The 16,952-nt window shown below is 60.8% G+C and carries 12 protein-coding genes; 3 read left to right on the top strand and 9 right to left on the bottom strand.

Going from position 1 to position 16,952, the window contains the following annotated elements; all coding sequences use genetic code 11:
- Window positions 1-7 precede the first annotated feature (7 nt).
- The 6 genes from ATH90_RS26535 to betI form a co-directional block, all read right to left on the bottom strand.
- Window positions 8-898 carry an alpha/beta fold hydrolase gene (locus ATH90_RS26535; RefSeq protein WP_098467497.1) on the bottom strand — a complete coding sequence of 297 codons (891 nt, stop codon included), beginning with the start codon at window positions 896-898 and terminating at the stop codon, window positions 8-10.
- 220 nt (window positions 899-1,118) lie between these two features.
- Window positions 1,119-2,435, bottom strand: coding sequence for a TldD/PmbA family protein (locus ATH90_RS26530; RefSeq protein WP_098467496.1), 1,317 nt, complete (start codon window positions 2,433-2,435; stop codon window positions 1,119-1,121).
- Entirely contained in the window at window positions 2,435-3,877 is a 1,443-nt protein-coding gene (locus tag ATH90_RS26525; RefSeq protein ID WP_098467495.1) for a TldD/PmbA family protein, read from the bottom strand. Before ATH90_RS26525 ends, ATH90_RS26530 begins: the two co-directional genes overlap by 1 nt.
- A 204-nt stretch (window positions 3,878-4,081) precedes the next feature.
- Window positions 4,082-5,785 (bottom strand): choline dehydrogenase, encoded by a 1,704-nt coding sequence (betA, locus tag ATH90_RS26520; protein WP_034110672.1) that lies wholly within the window; start codon window positions 5,783-5,785, stop codon window positions 4,082-4,084.
- A 154-nt stretch (window positions 5,786-5,939) separates the two neighbouring features.
- Window positions 5,940-7,412, bottom strand: a complete 1,473-nt coding sequence (gene betB, locus ATH90_RS26515; RefSeq protein WP_034109827.1) for a betaine-aldehyde dehydrogenase — start codon at window positions 7,410-7,412, stop codon at window positions 5,940-5,942.
- A 110-nt stretch (window positions 7,413-7,522) separates the two neighbouring features.
- Complete coding sequence (betI, locus tag ATH90_RS26510) at window positions 7,523-8,116, bottom strand: transcriptional regulator BetI (protein ID WP_010207128.1); 594 nt, start codon at window positions 8,114-8,116, stop codon at window positions 7,523-7,525.
- 391 nt (window positions 8,117-8,507) lie between these two features.
- Here betI and ATH90_RS26505 point away from each other — a divergent pair, with 391 nt between their 5' ends.
- Entirely contained in the window at window positions 8,508-10,442 is a 1,935-nt protein-coding gene (locus tag ATH90_RS26505) for a BCCT family transporter (RefSeq protein ID WP_234010493.1), read from the top strand.
- Between the two features lie 50 nt (window positions 10,443-10,492).
- On the opposite strand, the gene choV is transcribed toward ATH90_RS26505, so the two are convergent.
- The 3 genes from choV to ATH90_RS26490 form a co-directional block, all read right to left on the bottom strand.
- On the bottom strand, window positions 10,493-11,671 hold the full coding sequence (choV, locus tag ATH90_RS26500) for a choline ABC transporter ATP-binding protein (RefSeq protein ID WP_034109823.1): 1,179 nt from the start codon (window positions 11,669-11,671) through the stop codon (window positions 10,493-10,495).
- Complete coding sequence (gene choW / locus ATH90_RS26495; protein WP_015886271.1) at window positions 11,668-12,513, bottom strand: choline ABC transporter permease subunit; 846 nt, start codon at window positions 12,511-12,513, stop codon at window positions 11,668-11,670. Before choW ends, choV begins: the two co-directional genes overlap by 4 nt.
- A 70-nt stretch (window positions 12,514-12,583) precedes the next feature.
- Window positions 12,584-13,531 (bottom strand): choline ABC transporter substrate-binding protein, encoded by a 948-nt coding sequence (locus ATH90_RS26490; protein WP_034109821.1) that lies wholly within the window; start codon window positions 13,529-13,531, stop codon window positions 12,584-12,586.
- 417 nt (window positions 13,532-13,948) lie between these two features.
- On the opposite strand from ATH90_RS26490, the gene ATH90_RS26485 reads away from it, so the two are divergent.
- Together ATH90_RS26485 and gbdR are read left to right on the top strand one after the other, a co-directional pair.
- On the top strand, window positions 13,949-15,325 hold the full coding sequence (locus tag ATH90_RS26485; RefSeq protein WP_098467494.1) for an L-serine ammonia-lyase: 1,377 nt from the start codon (window positions 13,949-13,951) through the stop codon (window positions 15,323-15,325).
- A 509-nt stretch (window positions 15,326-15,834) separates the two neighbouring features.
- Complete coding sequence (gbdR, locus tag ATH90_RS26480) at window positions 15,835-16,938, top strand: choline metabolism transcriptional regulator GbdR (RefSeq protein ID WP_005792167.1); 1,104 nt, start codon at window positions 15,835-15,837, stop codon at window positions 16,936-16,938.
- Window positions 16,939-16,952 lie beyond the last annotated feature (14 nt).

Below are 16,952 nucleotides of genomic sequence, written 5' to 3'. Positions count from 1 at the left end.
TTGATGATTATGCGCTATCCATTGCGCCTTTTCCCACTGGCGGTTCGTCTAAGTCCGACAACGCAGCGTGCTCGCCCACCAGGAAATCCAACAGCGCGCGGTGTACTGCCAGCGCGGCTTCTCGGGACTCCAGGTCGAGCAAGTGGCCAGTATGTTCGGCCACGGCAAAGCTGCTGCGTCCCACGTACTGCCCGAACGCCTTTGCCTCGGCGGCGGGGGTGTATTCGTCCAGCGCGCCGTTGAGAAAGTGCACCGGCGTTTCAATCTGCCTGAGTGCCGGCAGGTAGTTGCCATCGCCCAAGGCCAGCACCTGGTGGATATGAAAGCGCGCTTGGCGGTATTCGGTGGTGGCCATGGTCGACAAGTGCCGGTGGTTGTTGCGCTTGAGCCGGGGTGACAGGTACTTGCCCACGGTCTCATTGAGCAAGTGGCCAACGGCGGACTTGTCATCCGCCTCGATCAACACGCGCACGCGCTCCACATAGTCGAGCATGGCTTGGTTGAGGTTGGGCGCCAGGGCCATCACCACCGAGCTTTCGATCGACGGCGGGTTGTGCGCCAGGGTCAGCAGCGTCGAGATACCGCCCCAGGAGGCCGACACCAGATGGTTGACCTGGAAGCGCTCGACCAGGGCGCGCAGTATCTGCACCTCGTCGTCCTTGGTGACCAGGTCCAGGTCGGTGTTGTGTTCGCGGGAATAGCCGGAGAACGGCAAGTCGAACAGCAACACATTGAAATGCTCCGCCAGGCATTTGCTGGTACGGGCAAAGGAGCGGGTGGTGGACAGCGCGCCGTTGACCATCAGCACCGTCTTTCTTTGCGGATTGTTTCCCAGTTGCTCAACATGAACGTTGTAGTGCTTGAACAGCTTTTCAATGACAAAACTTCCATGGTTCATGTCAACGCTCCAGCTTGCCCTTCCCGGGCAAGGTCGTGCTCTCGTTGGTAGGGTGGCGGGATGCCACTAACCCTTATAACGAGGTTTTTTACAGGCGACAACAGAGCAGGGTGGAACAGGCGTGAGATGGGATTTGACGGTAGGAAGGGTTGACGCTAGGTGTCGGAATAAGCGCAGGACAATGTGGGAGCAGGCTTGCTCCCACAGGCAATGGGCGGGATCAGAGGGTTAAGGTCAGGCGTTTGACCAGCGCTCCCGGCAGCAGGTTGGAGGCGGTGTTGCGCTGGCTGTAGGTACTGGCCGAGAGCAGCAGTTCCCGTTCAGCGGTCAGTGCTTCCAGCTGCGAACCGAGCAGGTTGTAGACACTGTCATCAAAACGCATGGTGCTGACCGGCGCCTTGATCTCACCGTCTTCCACCCAGAACGTGGCGAAGCGCGTCATGCCGGTCAGGCGCGCCGCCGGCAGGTCGGAATAGTTCAGGTACCACAGGTTGCTGATGTACAGCCCAGTGCCCAACTGCTTGAGGATATCGGCCTGGGCCAGGCTGCCCGACGCGACCTGCAGGGCGCTCGGGGACTCGTCGCTGCTGGCGCCGTTGGTGCTCAAGCCGTATTCGGCGGCGCTGCGCGAATTCACCAGTTGGCCGTGAGCTTGGCCTGCATCGATCAGTGTCACATCGTTGCGTGGATAGCCTTCAGTGGAGAAAGCCTGGCTCAGGGAGCCGCTGATCTGTTCGGTCACCGTCACCAGCGGGCTCAACGACTGCTCGCCGGCATACAAGCGCTGTAGCGAGCTGCCTTTGCTGGCGATGGCCTGGGCGGAAAAACCTCCCCAGGTGATGATGCTGATGATCTCTTCCAGCGCCGCCGGGGCCAGGTAGGCCCGGTACTCGCCGGGCGCGAGCGGGTGCAGCGGGCGACCCAGGAATTCAAGCTGTTCACGGGCCTGCTTGAAGCGGCGGGCAAACTCGGCGCTGTCCCACGCATCGCCGGCGTAGCTGGCTTTCACCGCTTCGCCATTGGCGTGGAACAGGCTGAAGTCGAAGTTGAAACTGTTTGCCTGGTGCCAGCCGAATGCCCCATCCGAACTGGCAAAGCCACGGCTGATGGGGCCGGCGGCGTAGAAGCCGACCAGGTCGACACCTTCGGCCGCCTGGTTGATGTCTTCCAGCACCTGGGCCAGGGCCGGCAGCGGGCGGGCCTGTTCGTTGCGGCTTTGCCAGGCGTTGTGGTTGAGCAGCAGGTACGGATCCTGGGGCAGCAACGGCAGGGTTTCACGCAGTTGTTGCAGCCCATCGGCGAGGCGCTGGCGATCCAGTTCCGGCTCACCGGCCAGGGTGATGCCAAGGTCGGCATGGCGGCCGTCGTTGATCAGCTTGAGGTTGAGGCTGGCTTGTTGCACTTGCCCGGCCTGGCGCACCTTGGCGTGGTTGAAACGCACGAATTCGGACGCTTCGGCGGCATAGCCCAGGTGAAACTGTTCCTTGTCGGTGATGGCCTGCTTGAGCCACTCCACCAATGCCTTGAAGTTATTCATCAGGCATCTCCCCCGAATACGTCAACATTACTGAACACACAGGCCGGCGATGCATGGCCGACGCGGATGACCTGGTTAGGCTCGCCCTTGCCGCAGTTCGGCGTGCCCAGGACCTTGAAGGTGCTGGCGTCGCCCACGGCGCTGAGGTCGCGCCAGAAGTGCGCGGAAATGGCCCGGTAGTTGGGGTTTTTCACCACGCCCTTGAGTTCGCCGTTTTCAATCAACTGGCCCCACTCGCAGCCGAACTGGAATTTGTTACGCGCGTCGTCGATAGACCAGGAGCGGTTGGTCGACATCAGGATGCCGTTTTCGATGCCGCCAATCAGCTGCGCCAGGCTCTTGTCGCCGGCTTCGATATTCAAGTTGGCCATGCGGTCGATGGGCGGACGGTTCCAGCTGCAGGCACGGCTGTTGGCCACGCCGCCCATGCCGGTACGGAATTGCGACAGCGCGCCGCCCAGTGGCTTGAGCAGCAACCCTTCGCGGATCAGGAATTGCTTGCTGGCGGCAGTACCGTCGTCGTCATGGCTGTAGCTGGCCAGTTGTTCGGGAATGTCGGGGTTGAAGGTCACGTTGAGCAAGGGCGAGCCGTATTGCAGGTGGCCGAAGTCCTCGGCCTTGACGAAGCTGGTGCCGGCATAATTGCGCTCGTCGCCGAGGATGCGGTCGAGCTCCAGCGGATGGCCGATGGACTCGTGGATCTGCAGGATCATCTGGTCGGGCATCAGCAACAGGTCGCGTGGGCCCTGGGGCGTGTTTGGTGCCAGCAGCAGTTGCAGGGCTTCGTCGGCAATGCGCGGCGCGGCGCCGACCAGGCCGAAGCGGTCGATCACATCGAAGCCACCTTGCTGCCCGAAGTTGGTGCCGCCGAAGGTGCGCGACTGGCTGTCATTGCCGTCGTAGGCGGTGACGTTGACGCCGGGGAATACAAAACGCTGGGCCTGGCGCAATTGGGCACCGGCAGAGTTGAGGTAGATCTGCTCGACGTGGGTCAGGCCGAGGCTGACTTCCCAGTTTACCAAGCGCTCGTCCTGGGGCACCGCAGCGGATTCGTCGCCGAGCAACTGGTAGCAATCGCTCAAGGAGGGGAACGCTTGCGCGAGGTTGGGCGAGAGGTAGTCGGCGATGTCACTGGACACGTGCTGGTCACGCAGGTCGAGCAGGGCATGGGGCTTGATCAGGCGGGCTTGCTGCTCGGCACGCTCAAGGGCGGCCTGCAAGCCTGGCAGGGAAATGTCGTTGGTCGCGGCGTAGGCTTCCACCCCATTGAAACGCACGGTGAGCATGACGCCTTCGTCGTGGTTCAGGTGCGGGGGCTCGGCAACGTTTTTGCGTACGGCCAGGTATTGGCCGGACTCGCGTACGTAACGCAGCGAGAAGAAGTCGGCGGTGGTGCGCAGGGCACTGAAATGCTGTTTAAGTGTGGCGTGGTGGTCGAACATGGGGCCTTCCTTGTGGGCGGCTCGGCGCGGTCAGGCAAACAGGGTAGGCCTGGGCTGGTGAGCTGATCAAGGAAAGTGTAGAGGGTCTTCGGTGTCAGGTCGGGCCTCATCGCAGGCAAGCCTGGCGCCCACAGGTTGATCGTTGTGAACCCGATCAACTGTGGGAGCTGGCTTGCCTGCGATGCAGGCACCTCGGTCTTTCAGTTACTGCGCGGTGGGGCCCACTTCACGCAACGGCTTGCCACGCACTGGCGCATCGCCTGCCACGTAGTAGTCGGCGGTGCTGCGCGGCAGTGGCTGGCGGCCACGGATCTTGTCGGCGATTTTCTCGGCGATCATGATCGTCGGCGCGTTCAGGTTGCCGGTGGTGATGATCGGCATGATCGACGCATCGACCACGCGCAGACCCTGCATGCCATGCACGCGGCCTTCACCATCGACGACGGCCATCTCGTCGGTGCCCATCTTGCACGAGCAGGACGGGTGGAATGCCGTTTCGGCGTGCTCGCGGATGAACTTGTCCAACTGTTCATCGGTTTGTACGTCGATACCTGGGCTGATTTCGCGGCCACGGTATGGGTCCAGTGCTGGCTGCTGCATGATTTCACGGGTCAGGCGGATGCCATCGCGAAATTCCTGCCAGTCCTGCTCGGTGGCCATGTAGTTGAAGAGGATGCTCGGGTAGTCCCGTGGGTTCTTCGACTTCAGTTGCACGCGGCCACGGCTTGGCGAACGCATGGAGCCCATGTGCGCCTGGAAGCCATGCTCTTTCACACCGTTGCTGCCGTTGTAGTTAATCGCTACCGGCAGGAAGTGGTACTGGATGTTCGGCCATTCGAATTCTTCACGGGTACGGATAAAACCGCCCGCTTCGAACTGGTTGCTGGCGCCGATGCCGGTGCCGTTGAACAGCCATTCGGCACCGATCGCCGGCTGGTTGTACCAGAGCAGCGACGGGTACAGCGACACGGGCTGCGTGCACGCATATTGCAGGTAGAGCTCAAGGTGGTCCTGCAGGTTTTCGCCGACGCCTGGCAGGTCGTGGACCACCGGGATGTCGAGGCTTTCCAGCAGCTTGGCCGGGCCAACACCGGAGCGTTGCAGCAGTTGCGGCGAAGCGATTGCGCCGCTGCACACCAGCACTTCTTTACGGGCGCGGGCTTCAACGCGTTCTTCGGCAGCGCCGATCAGGTAACGCACACCAACGGCACGCTTGCCTTCAAACAAGACTTTGTCGGTGAGGGCGTGGGTGACGATGGTCAGCGTGGAGCGCTTCTTGGCGATGTCCAGGTAACCGCGCGCGGTACTGGCGCGACGGCCATTCGGCGTGACGGTACGGTCCATCGGGCCGAAGCCTTCCTGCTGGTAGCCGTTCAAGTCTTCGGTGCGTGGGTAGCCGGCTTGCACGCCGGCTTCGACCATGGCGTGGAACAGTGGGTTGTTGCCGGCTTTAGGCGTGGTGACGCTGACCGGGCCATCGCCGCCGTGCCAATCGTTCGGGCCGATGTCGCGGGTTTCGGCCTTGCGGAAATACGGCAGGCAGTCCAGGTAGGTCCAGTTCTCCAGGCCTGGCAGCTTTGCCCAGTTGTCGTAGTCCATGGCGTTGCCACGGATGTAGCACATGCCGTTGATCAGCGAGGAGCCACCCAGGCCCTTGCCGCGACCGCATTCCATCCGGCGGCCGTCCATGTGCGGCTCCGGGTCGGTCTCGTAGGCCCAGTTGTAGCGGCGACCCTGCAGTGGGAAGGCCAGGGCGGCGGGCATCTGGGTACGGAAATCCAGACGGTAGTCCGGGCCGCCGGCTTCCAGCAGCAGGACGGTGACGCCTTCGTCTTCGGTCAGACGGGTCGCCAGGGTGTTACCGGCGGAGCCGGCACCCACAATGATGTAATCGTATTCTTGGGACATAAATGCACCCTCTTTGGAGATGGTCAGGTCAGGCGAGTGCTTCGCACTCATCGCAGGCAAGCCAGCGCCCACAGTTGATTGGGTTTACAACGATCAAAATGTGGGAGCGGGTTTGCCCGCGATGGCGGCCTCGCAGGCAATACAACACTCGGGTTTAGAACACCGAGGCGTAGTCGCCCAGCTCAACCTGTACCGATTTGATGCGGGTGAAGTTGTTCAGCGAGCTGATGCCGTTCTCACGGCCAACACCCGACTGCTTGTAGCCACCGACCGGCATCTTCGCGTCGGACTCGCCCCAGGCGTTGATCCAGCAAATGCCCGCTTCCAACTGATGAATCACGCGGTGCGCGCGGTTCAGGTCCTTGGTTACCAGGCCGGCAGCCAGGCCGAAGTCGGTGTCGTTGGCGCGGCGGATCACTTCTTCTTCGGTTTCGTAGGTGAGGATGCTCATCACCGGGCCGAAAATTTCTTCACGGACGATGGTCATTTCGTCAGTGCAGTCAGTGAACACGGTCGGGGCCACGAATGCGCCTTTGGCGAATTCGCCGTCGGTCAGGCGGTCGCCGCCGCACAGCACGCGTGCGCCTTCTTCCTTGCCCTTGGCGATGTAGCCCAACACGCTTTCCATGTGGGCGAAGCTGACCAGCGGGCCGAAGTTGGTGTTGTCGTCTTGCGGGCTGCCCACGCGGATGCGCGCAACACGCTCAACGATCTTGGCTTCGAAGGCCGCTTGCAGGTGCTTGGGTACGAACACACGCGTGCCGTTGGTGCAGACCTGGCCGGAGCTGTAGAAGTTGGCCATCATCGCGATGTCGGCGGCGCGATCGAGGTCGGCATCTTCGAACACGATCAGCGGCGACTTGCCGCCCAGTTCCATGGTCACTTCCTTGAGCGAGGAGCTCGAAGCGCTGGCCATGACTTTCTTGCCGGTGTCGGTGCCGCCGGTGAACGAGACTTTCTCGATGCGCGGGTGCTCGGTCAGCCAGGTGCCGACTTCACGGCCGCTGCCGGTCAGGACGTTGAACACGCCTGCCGGGACGCCGGCCTCGGTGTAGATCTCGGCCAGTTTCAGGGTGGTCAGCGAGGTGACTTCGCTTGGCTTGAAGATCATCGCGTTACCGGCGGCCAGGGCCGGTGCGGATTTCCACAGGGCGATCTGGATCGGGTAGTTCCACGCGCCGATACCGGCAACCACGCCCAGCGGCTCGCGGCGGGTGTAGACGAACGACGTGTCGCGCAGCGGGATCTGCTCGCCTTCGATGGCCGGCACCAGGCCTGCGTAGTATTCCAGCACGTCGGCGCCGGTGACGATGTCGACGTATTTGGTTTCGGAGAAGGCTTTACCGGTGTCCAGGGTTTCCAGGGCGGCCAGCTCGTCGTTGCGCTCGCGCAGGATGTCAACGGCGCGGCGCAGGATGCGCGAACGCTCCATGGCAGTCATTGCGGCCCAGACCTTCTGGCCTTTTTCGGCGCTGACCACGGCACGTTCAACGTCTTCTTTCGTAGCACGTTGCACTTGGGCGAGAACTTCACCGTTAGCCGGGTTGATGGCTTCGAAGGTGGCATCGCTGCCAGCGTCGCTGTAGCCGCCGTCAATGTAGAGTTTTTGCAGTTCGAAACGGGCCATAAAGTCCTCGCAAGTGCATAAGTGGTTGGCGTTAACCGCCGAAAAGTGAGCCATAAGGGTGTGGCAACACTGAGCGGCAGCAGTTCAGGGGTTGAGCGGTTATGTGTGCTCTAACTCACCTGCTTGGCCAATTGGAAATCCATGTATTCGTAAGCGATCCGTTGCGCCTGCTCCGTGTCGAAAGCGTCTCCCGACAGGGCGCCGCGCAACCACAAACCGTCGATCAGGGCCGCCAGGCCTCTGGCTGCTTTGCGTGCGTGCGGCAGCGGCAGCACTCGGCGAAACTGGCAGCACAGGTTGGAATACAGACGTTGATCGTTGATCCGCTGCAACCTGTGCAATGACGGGTGGTGCATGCTGGTGGCCCAGAAGGCCAGCCAGGTTTTCATTGCCGGTCCGTTGACCTGGCTGGCGTCGAAGTTGCCTTCGATGATCACCCGAAGGTGCGCCCGTGGGCTGTCGTCCTTCAGCGCAAGCCTGCGTTCGTGGACGTTCTCGATCAGCACATTCATCAGGTACCGCATCGTCGCGGCGATCAGGCCGTTCTTGTCCTGAAAGTAGTGACTGATGATGCCGTTCGAGACACCGGCCAAACGGGCGATCAGCGCAATGCTGGCATCTCCCATTCCGACCTGATCGATGGCCGTTAGCGTGGCCTCGATCAACTGCTGGCGGCGTATGGGTTGCATACCGACCTTGGGCATGTAGCACCTCTCCTTAGGCCTGCCGACAGGTGATGAACGTCTGTCGGCTTGATGGCCAGTCTATTTTGTTTTGATTGAACGTTCAATCAACAAAGAATAAGATCTGCGACAAATGGTCGCTGCCTACAGGTATTTCCTACGTGCAAGCCGCGGCATCTGACACCTGCAAAAACCCTTGAAACAGGCCGTATCAGGGCCTGGGCGTCGCTTAGGCGAGGCTCAAGAATTTTCGGGGTGTCTTTATAACACCCGTCCGTCGACTGCCGAAAAATCGATGTCCCGGGATAACCGTTGCCTTGTGTTTCTCTCTCGCACTGCCTGGAGCATCTGCGCCATGAGTTCTGCCTCTCTTATAAAGACCCCGCCAGAAAAGGTACGGGTCAACGGTTGGGTGTTCTACACCTCCACCGCGCTGATTCTGTTGTTGACTGCCATCCTGATCATCGCCCCGCAGGAGGCCGGGCGCATGCTCGGCGTAGCGCAGGCGTGGCTTTCCAAAAGCTTCGGCTGGTACTACATGGTGGTCATCGCCGCCTACCTCGTGTTCGTGGTGGGCCTGGCGTTTTCGTCCTACGGCAAGTTGAAACTGGGCAGCAAGGACGATACCCCGGACTTCAGCTACGGCGCCTGGGCCGGCATGTTGTTCTCGTCGGGTATCGGCATCTCGCTGTTGTACTTCGGCGCCTCGGAGCCGCTGGACCACTACTTCAACCCGCCCGAAGGCGCGGCCGCCAGCAATAGCGCCGCACGCCAGGCGTTGCAACTGACCTTCCTGCACTGGGGCCTGCACGGCTGGGCAATCTATGCGCTGGTCGGCCTGGCGGTGGCGTACTTCGCGTATCGCCATAACCAGCCGCTGGCCTTGCGTTCGGCGCTGTACCCGCTGGTGGGCGAGCGCTGGGTGAAAGGCGCGGCGGGCCATGCGGTGGACGGTTTCGGCATGTTCGTGACCCTGCTCGGGCTGGTGACCAACCTGGGGATTGGCTCGATGCAGGTGTCGTCCGGGTTGGAAAACCTGTTCGGCATGCAGCACAGCAATACCAATTTGCTGATCGTGATCATCGTGATGAGCACCGTGGCGACCATCGCTGCCGTGTCGGGCGTGGAGAACGGCATTCGCCGCCTGTCCAACCTCAACATCGTGCTGTTCAGCGGCTTGCTGATCTTCGTGCTGCTGTTCGGCCCCACCCTGCACCTGCTCAACGGCCTGGTGCAAAACACCGGTGACTACCTCAACGGCATCATCCTTAAAACCTTCGACCTCTACGTCTACGAAGGCGATGCTGACAAGACCGAGCGCTGGATGGGCCTGTGGACTCTGTTCTACTGGGCCTGGTGGATTTCCTGGGCGCCATTCGTGGGCATGTTCATCGCGCGTATTTCCCGTGGTCGTACCGTACGTGAACTGGTGGCCGGTGTGCTGCTGATCCCGCTGGGCTTCACCCTGGCGTGGCTGTCGATCTTCGGTAACTCGGCCCTGGACCTGGTGCTGAACCACGGCGCGGTGGAGCTGGGCAAGACCGCGCTGGAACAGCCGTCGATGGCCATCTACCAGTTGCTTGAGCATTACCCGGCGTCGAAAATCGTCATCGGCGTGTCGATCTTCGTGGGCTTTGTGCTGTTCCTGACCCCGGCGGATTCCGGCGCGGTGATGATGGCCAACCTTTCCTGCAAAGGCGGCAATGTGGATGAAGATGCGCCGCACTGGCTGCGGATCTTCTGGTCGGCGGTGATCACCCTGGTGACCATCGGCTTGCTGTTCGCCGGTAACTTCGAAGCCATGCAAACCATGGTGGTGCTGGCGGGGCTGCCGTTCTCGGTGGTGCTGATCTTCTTCATGTTCGGTTTGCACAAGGCCATGCGCCAGGACGTGGCAATCGAGCTGGAACAGGCGCAGTTGGCCGAGCGTGGCCGTCGTGGTTTCAGCGAGCGCCTGACCGCGCTGGACCTGCAACCCAGCCAAGGCACCGTGCAGCGCTTTATGGACAAACACGTTACACCGGCACTGGAAGAAGCGGCGACTGCGCTGCGTGAACAGGGGCTGCAAGTGCAGACCCTGCTGGGTAAATCCAAGCGCTGCATCGGTGTGCGCATCGAGATGGAAGAGGGCAACCCGTTTGTCTATGAAGTCAGCCTGGACGCTTACTCGTCGGCGCCGAGCGACCTGCCCGAGGAAGAGCGCACCCGCTACTACCGGGCCGAGGTGTACCTGCACAACGGGCCTCAGGAATACGACCTGATGGGCTTCACCCAGGAACAGATCACCCGGGATGTGCTCGATCAGTTTGAAAGCCATCGGCAGCTCCTAGGCCGTGTCTATAGCTGATAGGTGAAACGAGCGGCGCCTTCCCTGGCGCCGCTTTGTTGCGGTGTGGCTTACCCCAGGTTTTTACCCAGCAGGGCATGGTAGAGCTCACTGTCCCCCAGAATCCCCACCACCTGGTTGTTGTCGTGCAACACCAGCTTGTTCCCGGTGTGATAGCGAATCTGCAATGCATCGCGCATGCCGATATTCGAGTCCACCAGCGTCGGAACCCGACCCAAACCTTCTACCGGTTGCCCCGGTGCCCAGTTTTGCAGGTTCATCACTGCGCCATTCTGGCGGGCGCCCTGGATCGTGTTGCCTTCGGCCAGGTCCAGCCATGAGTCGCCACCCGGGTCCAGGCACACCGAACCGTTCACGCGCTTGCAGTTGTCCAGGGTGCGCATCAGGCTGCGACCGCACAGCACGTTCAACGGGTTGGTGTGGGCGACGAAGGTGCGCACATAGTCGTCCGCCGGGTTCAGCACGATCTCTTCCGGCACGCTGTACTGGATGATCTTGCCGTCTTTCATGATCGCGATACGGCTGCCCAGTTTGAGCGCCTCATCGAGGTCGTGGCTCACGAAGACGATGGTCTTGCTCAGCTTGCGTTGCAGCTCCAGCAATTCATCCTGCAGGCCCTGGCGGATCAGCGGGTCGAGGGCGGAGAAGGGTTCGTCCATCAGCAGGATATCGGCGTCCATCGCCAACGCACGGGCGAGGCCGACGCGCTGTTGCATGCCGCCGGAGAGTTCATCAGGCTTCTTGTTGCGCCATTGGGTCAGGCCCACCAGCTCGAGTTTCTCATCTACCAGTTTGCGCCGGTCTTTCTCCGCACGACCCTGCATCTCCAGGCCAAAGCTGATGTTCTCGCGCACGGTCAGCCAAGGCATCAGGGCAAACTTCTGGAACACCATGGCGATACGCTTGGTACGCATCATTTTCAGCTCGGCCGGCGTGCACGAGGCGATGTCGATCTGGCGACCTTCATGCTCCACGAACAACTGCCCGCGACTCACGGTATTGAGGCCGTTGATGCAGCGCAGCAAGCTGGATTTACCGGAGCCCGACAGGCCCATCAGCACGCAGATTTCGCCTTTCTCGACATCCAGGCTGGCTTTTTCAACGCCAACGATCTGCCCGGTCTTTTTCAGGATCTCGTTACGGCTCATGCCCTGGTCCAGCAGCTTGAGCGCTTCGCGTGGGTCTTTGGAGAAGATCACATCGACATTGTCGAATCGGATAATGCTCATGCATCACCCCCTACTTTAGCGTCGGGTTGTTTGCAGATGCGGTCGAGCATGATGGCCAGCAGCACGATCGCCAGGCCGGCTTCAAAGCCCAGGGCGATGTCGGCGGTGTTGAGCGCGTTGACCACGGGTTTACCGAGGCCATCGGCGCCCACCAGGGCCGCGATCACCACCATCGACAACGACAGCATGATGCATTGGGTAATGCCGGCGGCAATGCTCGGCATGGCGTGGGGCAGTTCAATGCGCGAGAGCAACTGACGGCGCGAGCAGCCAAAGGCCTTGCCGGCGTCCATCAACTCTTGCGGTACATCGCGGATACCCAGGTAGGTCAGGCGGATCGGCGCGGCAATCGCGAACACCACCGTGGAAATCAGTCCAGGCACCACACCCAGCCCGAAGAGGGTCAGGGTAGGGATGAGGTAGACGAAGGTCGGTACGGTCTGCATCAGATCGAGTACCGGCCGCATCAGGGTGTAGAACATCGGCTTGTGCGCGGCAACAATGCCCAGCGGCACACCAATGACCACGCAGACCAGGGTGGCGAACAACACCTGCGCGAGGGTTTCCATGGTTTCCTGCCAATACCCCAGGTTGAGAATCAGCAGGAAAGAGGCGATGACAAAAACAGTCAGTCCCCATTTACGTTGGATAAAGTGGGCCAGCAGCGCAATCAGACCGATCAATGCCAGCGGATTGAACCAGGTCAGCGCGAACGTCACGCCGTGGATCATCGTTTCCAGTGTCGATGCGATTGCGTCGAAGTAGTTGGCGCCGTGTTGGGTCAACCATTCGACGAAGGCAGCGATGTACTGGCCTAGTGGGATTTTCTGTTCAGTCAGCATGGTAGTGAATGTCCACATGCGAGGGGGGAAAACATCCCAGGCCAGCGCACCGGCCTGGGGTCAGCGGGTGTTATTTGGCGAGATAAGCTTTGACGGCCTCCAGACCGGGTTTGCCATCGACCGTGGTCACGCCGGCGAGCCAGGTGTCGAGTACTTGCGGGTTGGCTTTCAGCCAGGCCTTGGCTGCTGCATCGGGTTTCTGTTTTTCGTCCAGGACTTTACCCATCAGGGTGCTTTCCATGTCCAGGGTGAACACCAGGTTCTTCAGCAACTGGCCCACGTTGCTGCATTCCTGTGTGTAGCCCTTGCGGGTGTTGGTGTAGATGGTGGCCTGGCCATAGTTGGGGCCGAACGAGTCGTCACCCCCGGTCAGGTACTTCATCTTGAAGCGAGTGTTCATCGGGTGCGGTTCCCAGCCGAGGAACACGATGGCCTGGTCACGTTTGGTGGCGCGTTCGACCTGGGAGAGCATGCCGGCTTCGCTGGATTCGACGACTTTGAAACCGGCGGTTTTCAGGCCGAAGGCGTCTTTGTCGATCAGCGTCTGGATGGTGCGGTTGCCGTCGTTACCCGGCTCGATGCCGTAGATCTTGCCGCCTAGCTCATCCTTGAATTTGGCGATATCGGAGAAGTCTTTCAGGCCTTTGTTGTACAGCGCTTCCGGGACTGCCAGGGTGTACTTGGCGTTCTCCAGGTTGGCGCGCACGGTCTCCACGGTGCCGGCATCACGGTACTGCTTGATGTCGTTTTCCATGGTCGGCATCCAGTTGCCGAGGAAGATGTCCATGTTCTTGCCGTCGGCCAGTGACTTGTAGGTCACCGGTACCGAAATCATCGTGGTGCGCGGCTTGTAGCCCAGGCCCTTGAGGATTTCGCTGGTGGTCGCGGTAGTGACGGTGATGTCGGTCCAGCCGACATCGGAGAAGTTGACGGTCTTGCACTGTTCCGGTTCTGCAGCGTGTGCCAGGACTGGCAGACTCAACATGGCGGCCAACAACAACGAGGGTGAACCTTTCATCTGGGTAGACTCCTGTGTCTTTTTTCTGGCGGCATTCGCCGCGCTTTATAAGTGTTGCGGTTGGGGCGTGCGACGACAGCTCTGGCACGGTGCCTTGCAAACGAGTCGAGACTGATCATGTACCAGTGAAAATCTGACGCCTACAGGGGGCGTCGTATCCAGTACAGGGATGGTCGTATCCAGTGTCGGTGACGTCGCTTACAGGTTTTTTCAAAGGCAAAACTGCACGTTTTACCCATCTGCACCGCTAAAAACGGCCAAAACAGGCGATTGCGCACGGGCGACGCTGGTGAGCATGGTTACGTCGGTGTGAGACGCCGGGAGGACGGATAAAAGCTTGATGATGCCGCCATCTGGGCGATCTGAGCGTAGCAGCTCCTTGGTGCCTGGCCTGTACCCACGAGGAGTTTCACGGCAATGGCTATCAGCGTTTTCGACCTGTTCAAGATCGGCATCGGGCCTTCTAGTTCTCACACCGTCGGCCCCATGCGCGCCGCGGCGTTGTTCGTCCAGGCTTTGCGTGAACGTGAACTGTTGGAACAGGTCAGGCGCGTCGAAGTTCAGCTCTATGGCTCCTTGTCGGCCACCGGCATCGGTCACGGCAGCGACACCGCGACCATCATGGGCTTGATGGGCGAGTGGCCTGACGCAATCGATCCGTCGCAAATCGGCCTGCGTATTCACACCCTGCGCGAGACCGACACGCTGCTGCTGGATGGACGTTTGCCGGTACCGTTCGTATGGGCGCGGGACATGCGTCTGCTCGACGAAAACCTGCCCTTCCACCCCAACGCCATGACCCTGGTGGTGACAGGCGATGACGGCGAGTTGCACCGCGACACCTACTATTCGGTGGGCGGCGGTTTTGTCGTGGATGAGGCCCAGGCACAGAGCGGCGTGGCCGATATGGACCGCACCGAGCTGCCTTATGACTTTTCCAGCGCGGTGGAGCTGTTGCAGCTGTGCAAGACCCACAACCTGCGCGTCGCCGAACTGATGATGGCCAACGAAAAGACCTGGCGCTCCGAAGACGAGATTCGCAGTGGCTTGATGAATCTCTGGCGTGCCATGCAGGACTGCGTGGAACAAGGCCTCAAGCATGAAGGCATCCTGCCCGGCGGCCTGAACGTGCGTCGCCGCGCCGCCAAGTTGCACCGCAGCCTGCAGGAGTTGAACAAACCCAACGTGATCGGCTCGACCTTGAGCGCGATGGAGTGGGTCAACCTGTTCGCCCTGGCGGTGAACGAGGAAAACGCCGCCGGTGGGCGCATGGTCACGGCACCTACCAATGGCGCGGCAGGCATCATTCCAGCGGTGCTGCACTACTTCATGAAATTCAGTGAAGAAGTCACGGAAGCGAACGTGGTCGACTACCTGCTCGGCGCAGCGGCGGTGGGCATTCTGTGCAAGAAGAACGCCTCGATCTCCGGTGCCGAAGTCGGCTGCCAAGGGGAGGTGGGCTCGGCCTGTGCCATGGCCGCCGCAGGGTTGGCCGAGATTCTTGGTGCCACGCCGGAGCAACTGTGCAACGCCGCCGAAATCGGCCTGGAACACAACCTCGGCCTGACCTGCGACCCGGTGGGCGGGCTGGTGCAAGTGCCGTGTATCGAGCGCAATGCGATTGCTGCGGTGAAGGCGATCAACGCGGCGCAAATGGCGCTGCGTGGCGATGGCCAGCACTTTATCTCCCTGGATCGGGTGATCCGCACCATGCGCGATACCGGCGCGGACATGCATGACAAGTACAAAGAGACATCGCGGGGTGGGTTGGCGGTGAGTGCGGTGGAATGTTGAGTCAGTGACACCGCCATCGCAGGCAAGCCCGTGCCCACTTTTGAATGTATGCACAAATCAAAAGGTGGGAGCGGGCTTGCCCGCGTCAGGGGTAGCCCTGGCGACATTGCTCATAAAGTGAACACCCGGACCCAAGCGCGCCACCTTTTAGCGCGTCGCAAACAGATAAGTAGCTCCCGAACGATTTACCTCCTGACCACCCGTCACCCGTGCGTGGGGTGACAGACTTTTCCCACGGCCTCAAAGCGCCTTCCCACAAGTGCTACCGATCTGCTCACACACCTTGAGTAGCCTCACTCTGACGTCCTTTTCGGGGCATATCCCGTACTTCCTGCGCGGGCTTATATAGACGCGTCATCAGGTCGTTTTCAGGAGTTATTGAATGGCCATTCAAATTTAGGCATGGCATTTGCTCTATCAATTCAAAGCCTCGTTCTGTATCGCAGACGTGCGCAATAACAAGAGCCTCGCCTGAGGCCATCACCCGCTTTGTGTGAGGAGATACCGCGATGACGTCGTTCAACTCCGGGGCTCAACCCCAGAACCGTGCGCCTCAATCCATCGGCTTTTTGCTGCTGGACAATTTCACGCTGATTTCCCTGGCCTCCGCAGTCGAACCCCTGCGCATGGCCAACCAGCTCTCCGGCCGCGAGCTGTATCGCTGGACGACCTTGAGCGTCGATGGAAACCAGGTGTGGGCCAGCGACGGTCTGCAGATCACCCCGGATGCGTCCATGCACAAAGCTCCAGCCCTGGACACCGTGATCGTGTGCGGTGGCGTGGGTATCCAGCGCACTGTGACCCGTGAGCATGTGTCGTGGCTGCAAAGCCAGGCGCGCCAGTCGCGCCGCCTGGGTGCGGTATGCACCGGCAGTTGGGCCCTGGCTTGTGCCGGTTTGCTCGATGGTTTTGACTGCAGCGTGCACTGGGAATGCCTGGCGTCGATGCAGGAAGCTTTCCCGCGCGTGGCCATGAGCACACGCCTGTTCACCCTCGACCGCAACCGTTTCACCAGCTCCGGCGGCACTGCGCCACTGGACATGATGCTGCACCTGATCAGCCGCGACCACGGCCGTGAATTGTCCGCGGCGATCTCCGAGATGTTCGTGTACGAGCGTATTCGCAACGAGCAGGATCACCAGCGTGTGCCGCTCAAGCACATGCTCGGCACCAACCAGCCCAAGCTGCAGGAAATCGTCGCGCTGATGGAAGCCAACCTGGAAGAGCCGATCGACCTGGATGAACTGGCGGTGTACGTCGCCGTTTCACGTCGCCAACTGGAGCGGTTGTTCCAGAAATACCTGCACTGCTCGCCGTCGCGCTACTACCTCAAGCTGCGCCTGATTCGTGCACGGCAATTGCTCAAGCAAACGCCGATGTCGATTATCGAAGTCGCCTCGGTGTGCGGCTTTGTGTCCACACCGCACTTCTCCAAGTGCTATCGCGAGTACTTCGGCATTCCACCGCGCGATGAACGTGTAGGGTCGAACACCACCCAGCAAGTGGCGATGATGCCGATTCCGCAGGCGCTGGTGTTGTCACCGTTGTCGGGGCCGATGTCGGCGTTGAGCCAGGCGCGCAATGAGTCGACTTTCGCCAGTGTAAGGCTCTAAACCGAAGGGGCTTC

The sequence above is a fragment of the Pseudomonas lurida genome (genome assembly GCF_002563895.1).
GTDB lineage: Bacteria > Pseudomonadota > Gammaproteobacteria > Pseudomonadales > Pseudomonadaceae > Aquipseudomonas > Aquipseudomonas lurida.
This window is presented reverse-complemented; position numbering and strand designations above follow the sequence as displayed.

Coding starts and splice junctions, on each gene's coding strand:
- betI (WP_010207128.1), bottom strand. CDS start 8,116: ATGCCCAAGGTCGGTATGCAACCCATACGCCGCCAGCAGTTGATCGAG.
- ATH90_RS26525 (WP_098467495.1), bottom strand. CDS start 3,877: ATGTTCGACCACCACGCCACACTTAAACAGCATTTCAGTGCCCTGCGC.
- ATH90_RS26485 (WP_098467494.1), top strand. CDS start 13,949: ATGGCTATCAGCGTTTTCGACCTGTTCAAGATCGGCATCGGGCCTTCT.
- choV (WP_034109823.1), bottom strand. CDS start 11,671: ATGAGCATTATCCGATTCGACAATGTCGATGTGATCTTCTCCAAAGAC.
- choW (WP_015886271.1), bottom strand. CDS start 12,513: ATGCTGACTGAACAGAAAATCCCACTAGGCCAGTACATCGCTGCCTTC.
- betB (WP_034109827.1), bottom strand. CDS start 7,412: ATGGCCCGTTTCGAACTGCAAAAACTCTACATTGACGGCGGCTACAGC.
- ATH90_RS26530 (WP_098467496.1), bottom strand. CDS start 2,435: ATGAATAACTTCAAGGCATTGGTGGAGTGGCTCAAGCAGGCCATCACC.
- betA (WP_034110672.1), bottom strand. CDS start 5,785: ATGTCCCAAGAATACGATTACATCATTGTGGGTGCCGGCTCCGCCGGT.
- ATH90_RS26535 (WP_098467497.1), bottom strand. CDS start 898: ATGAACCATGGAAGTTTTGTCATTGAAAAGCTGTTCAAGCACTACAAC.
- gbdR (WP_005792167.1), top strand. CDS start 15,835: ATGACGTCGTTCAACTCCGGGGCTCAACCCCAGAACCGTGCGCCTCAA.
- ATH90_RS26490 (WP_034109821.1), bottom strand. CDS start 13,531: ATGAAAGGTTCACCCTCGTTGTTGTTGGCCGCCATGTTGAGTCTGCCA.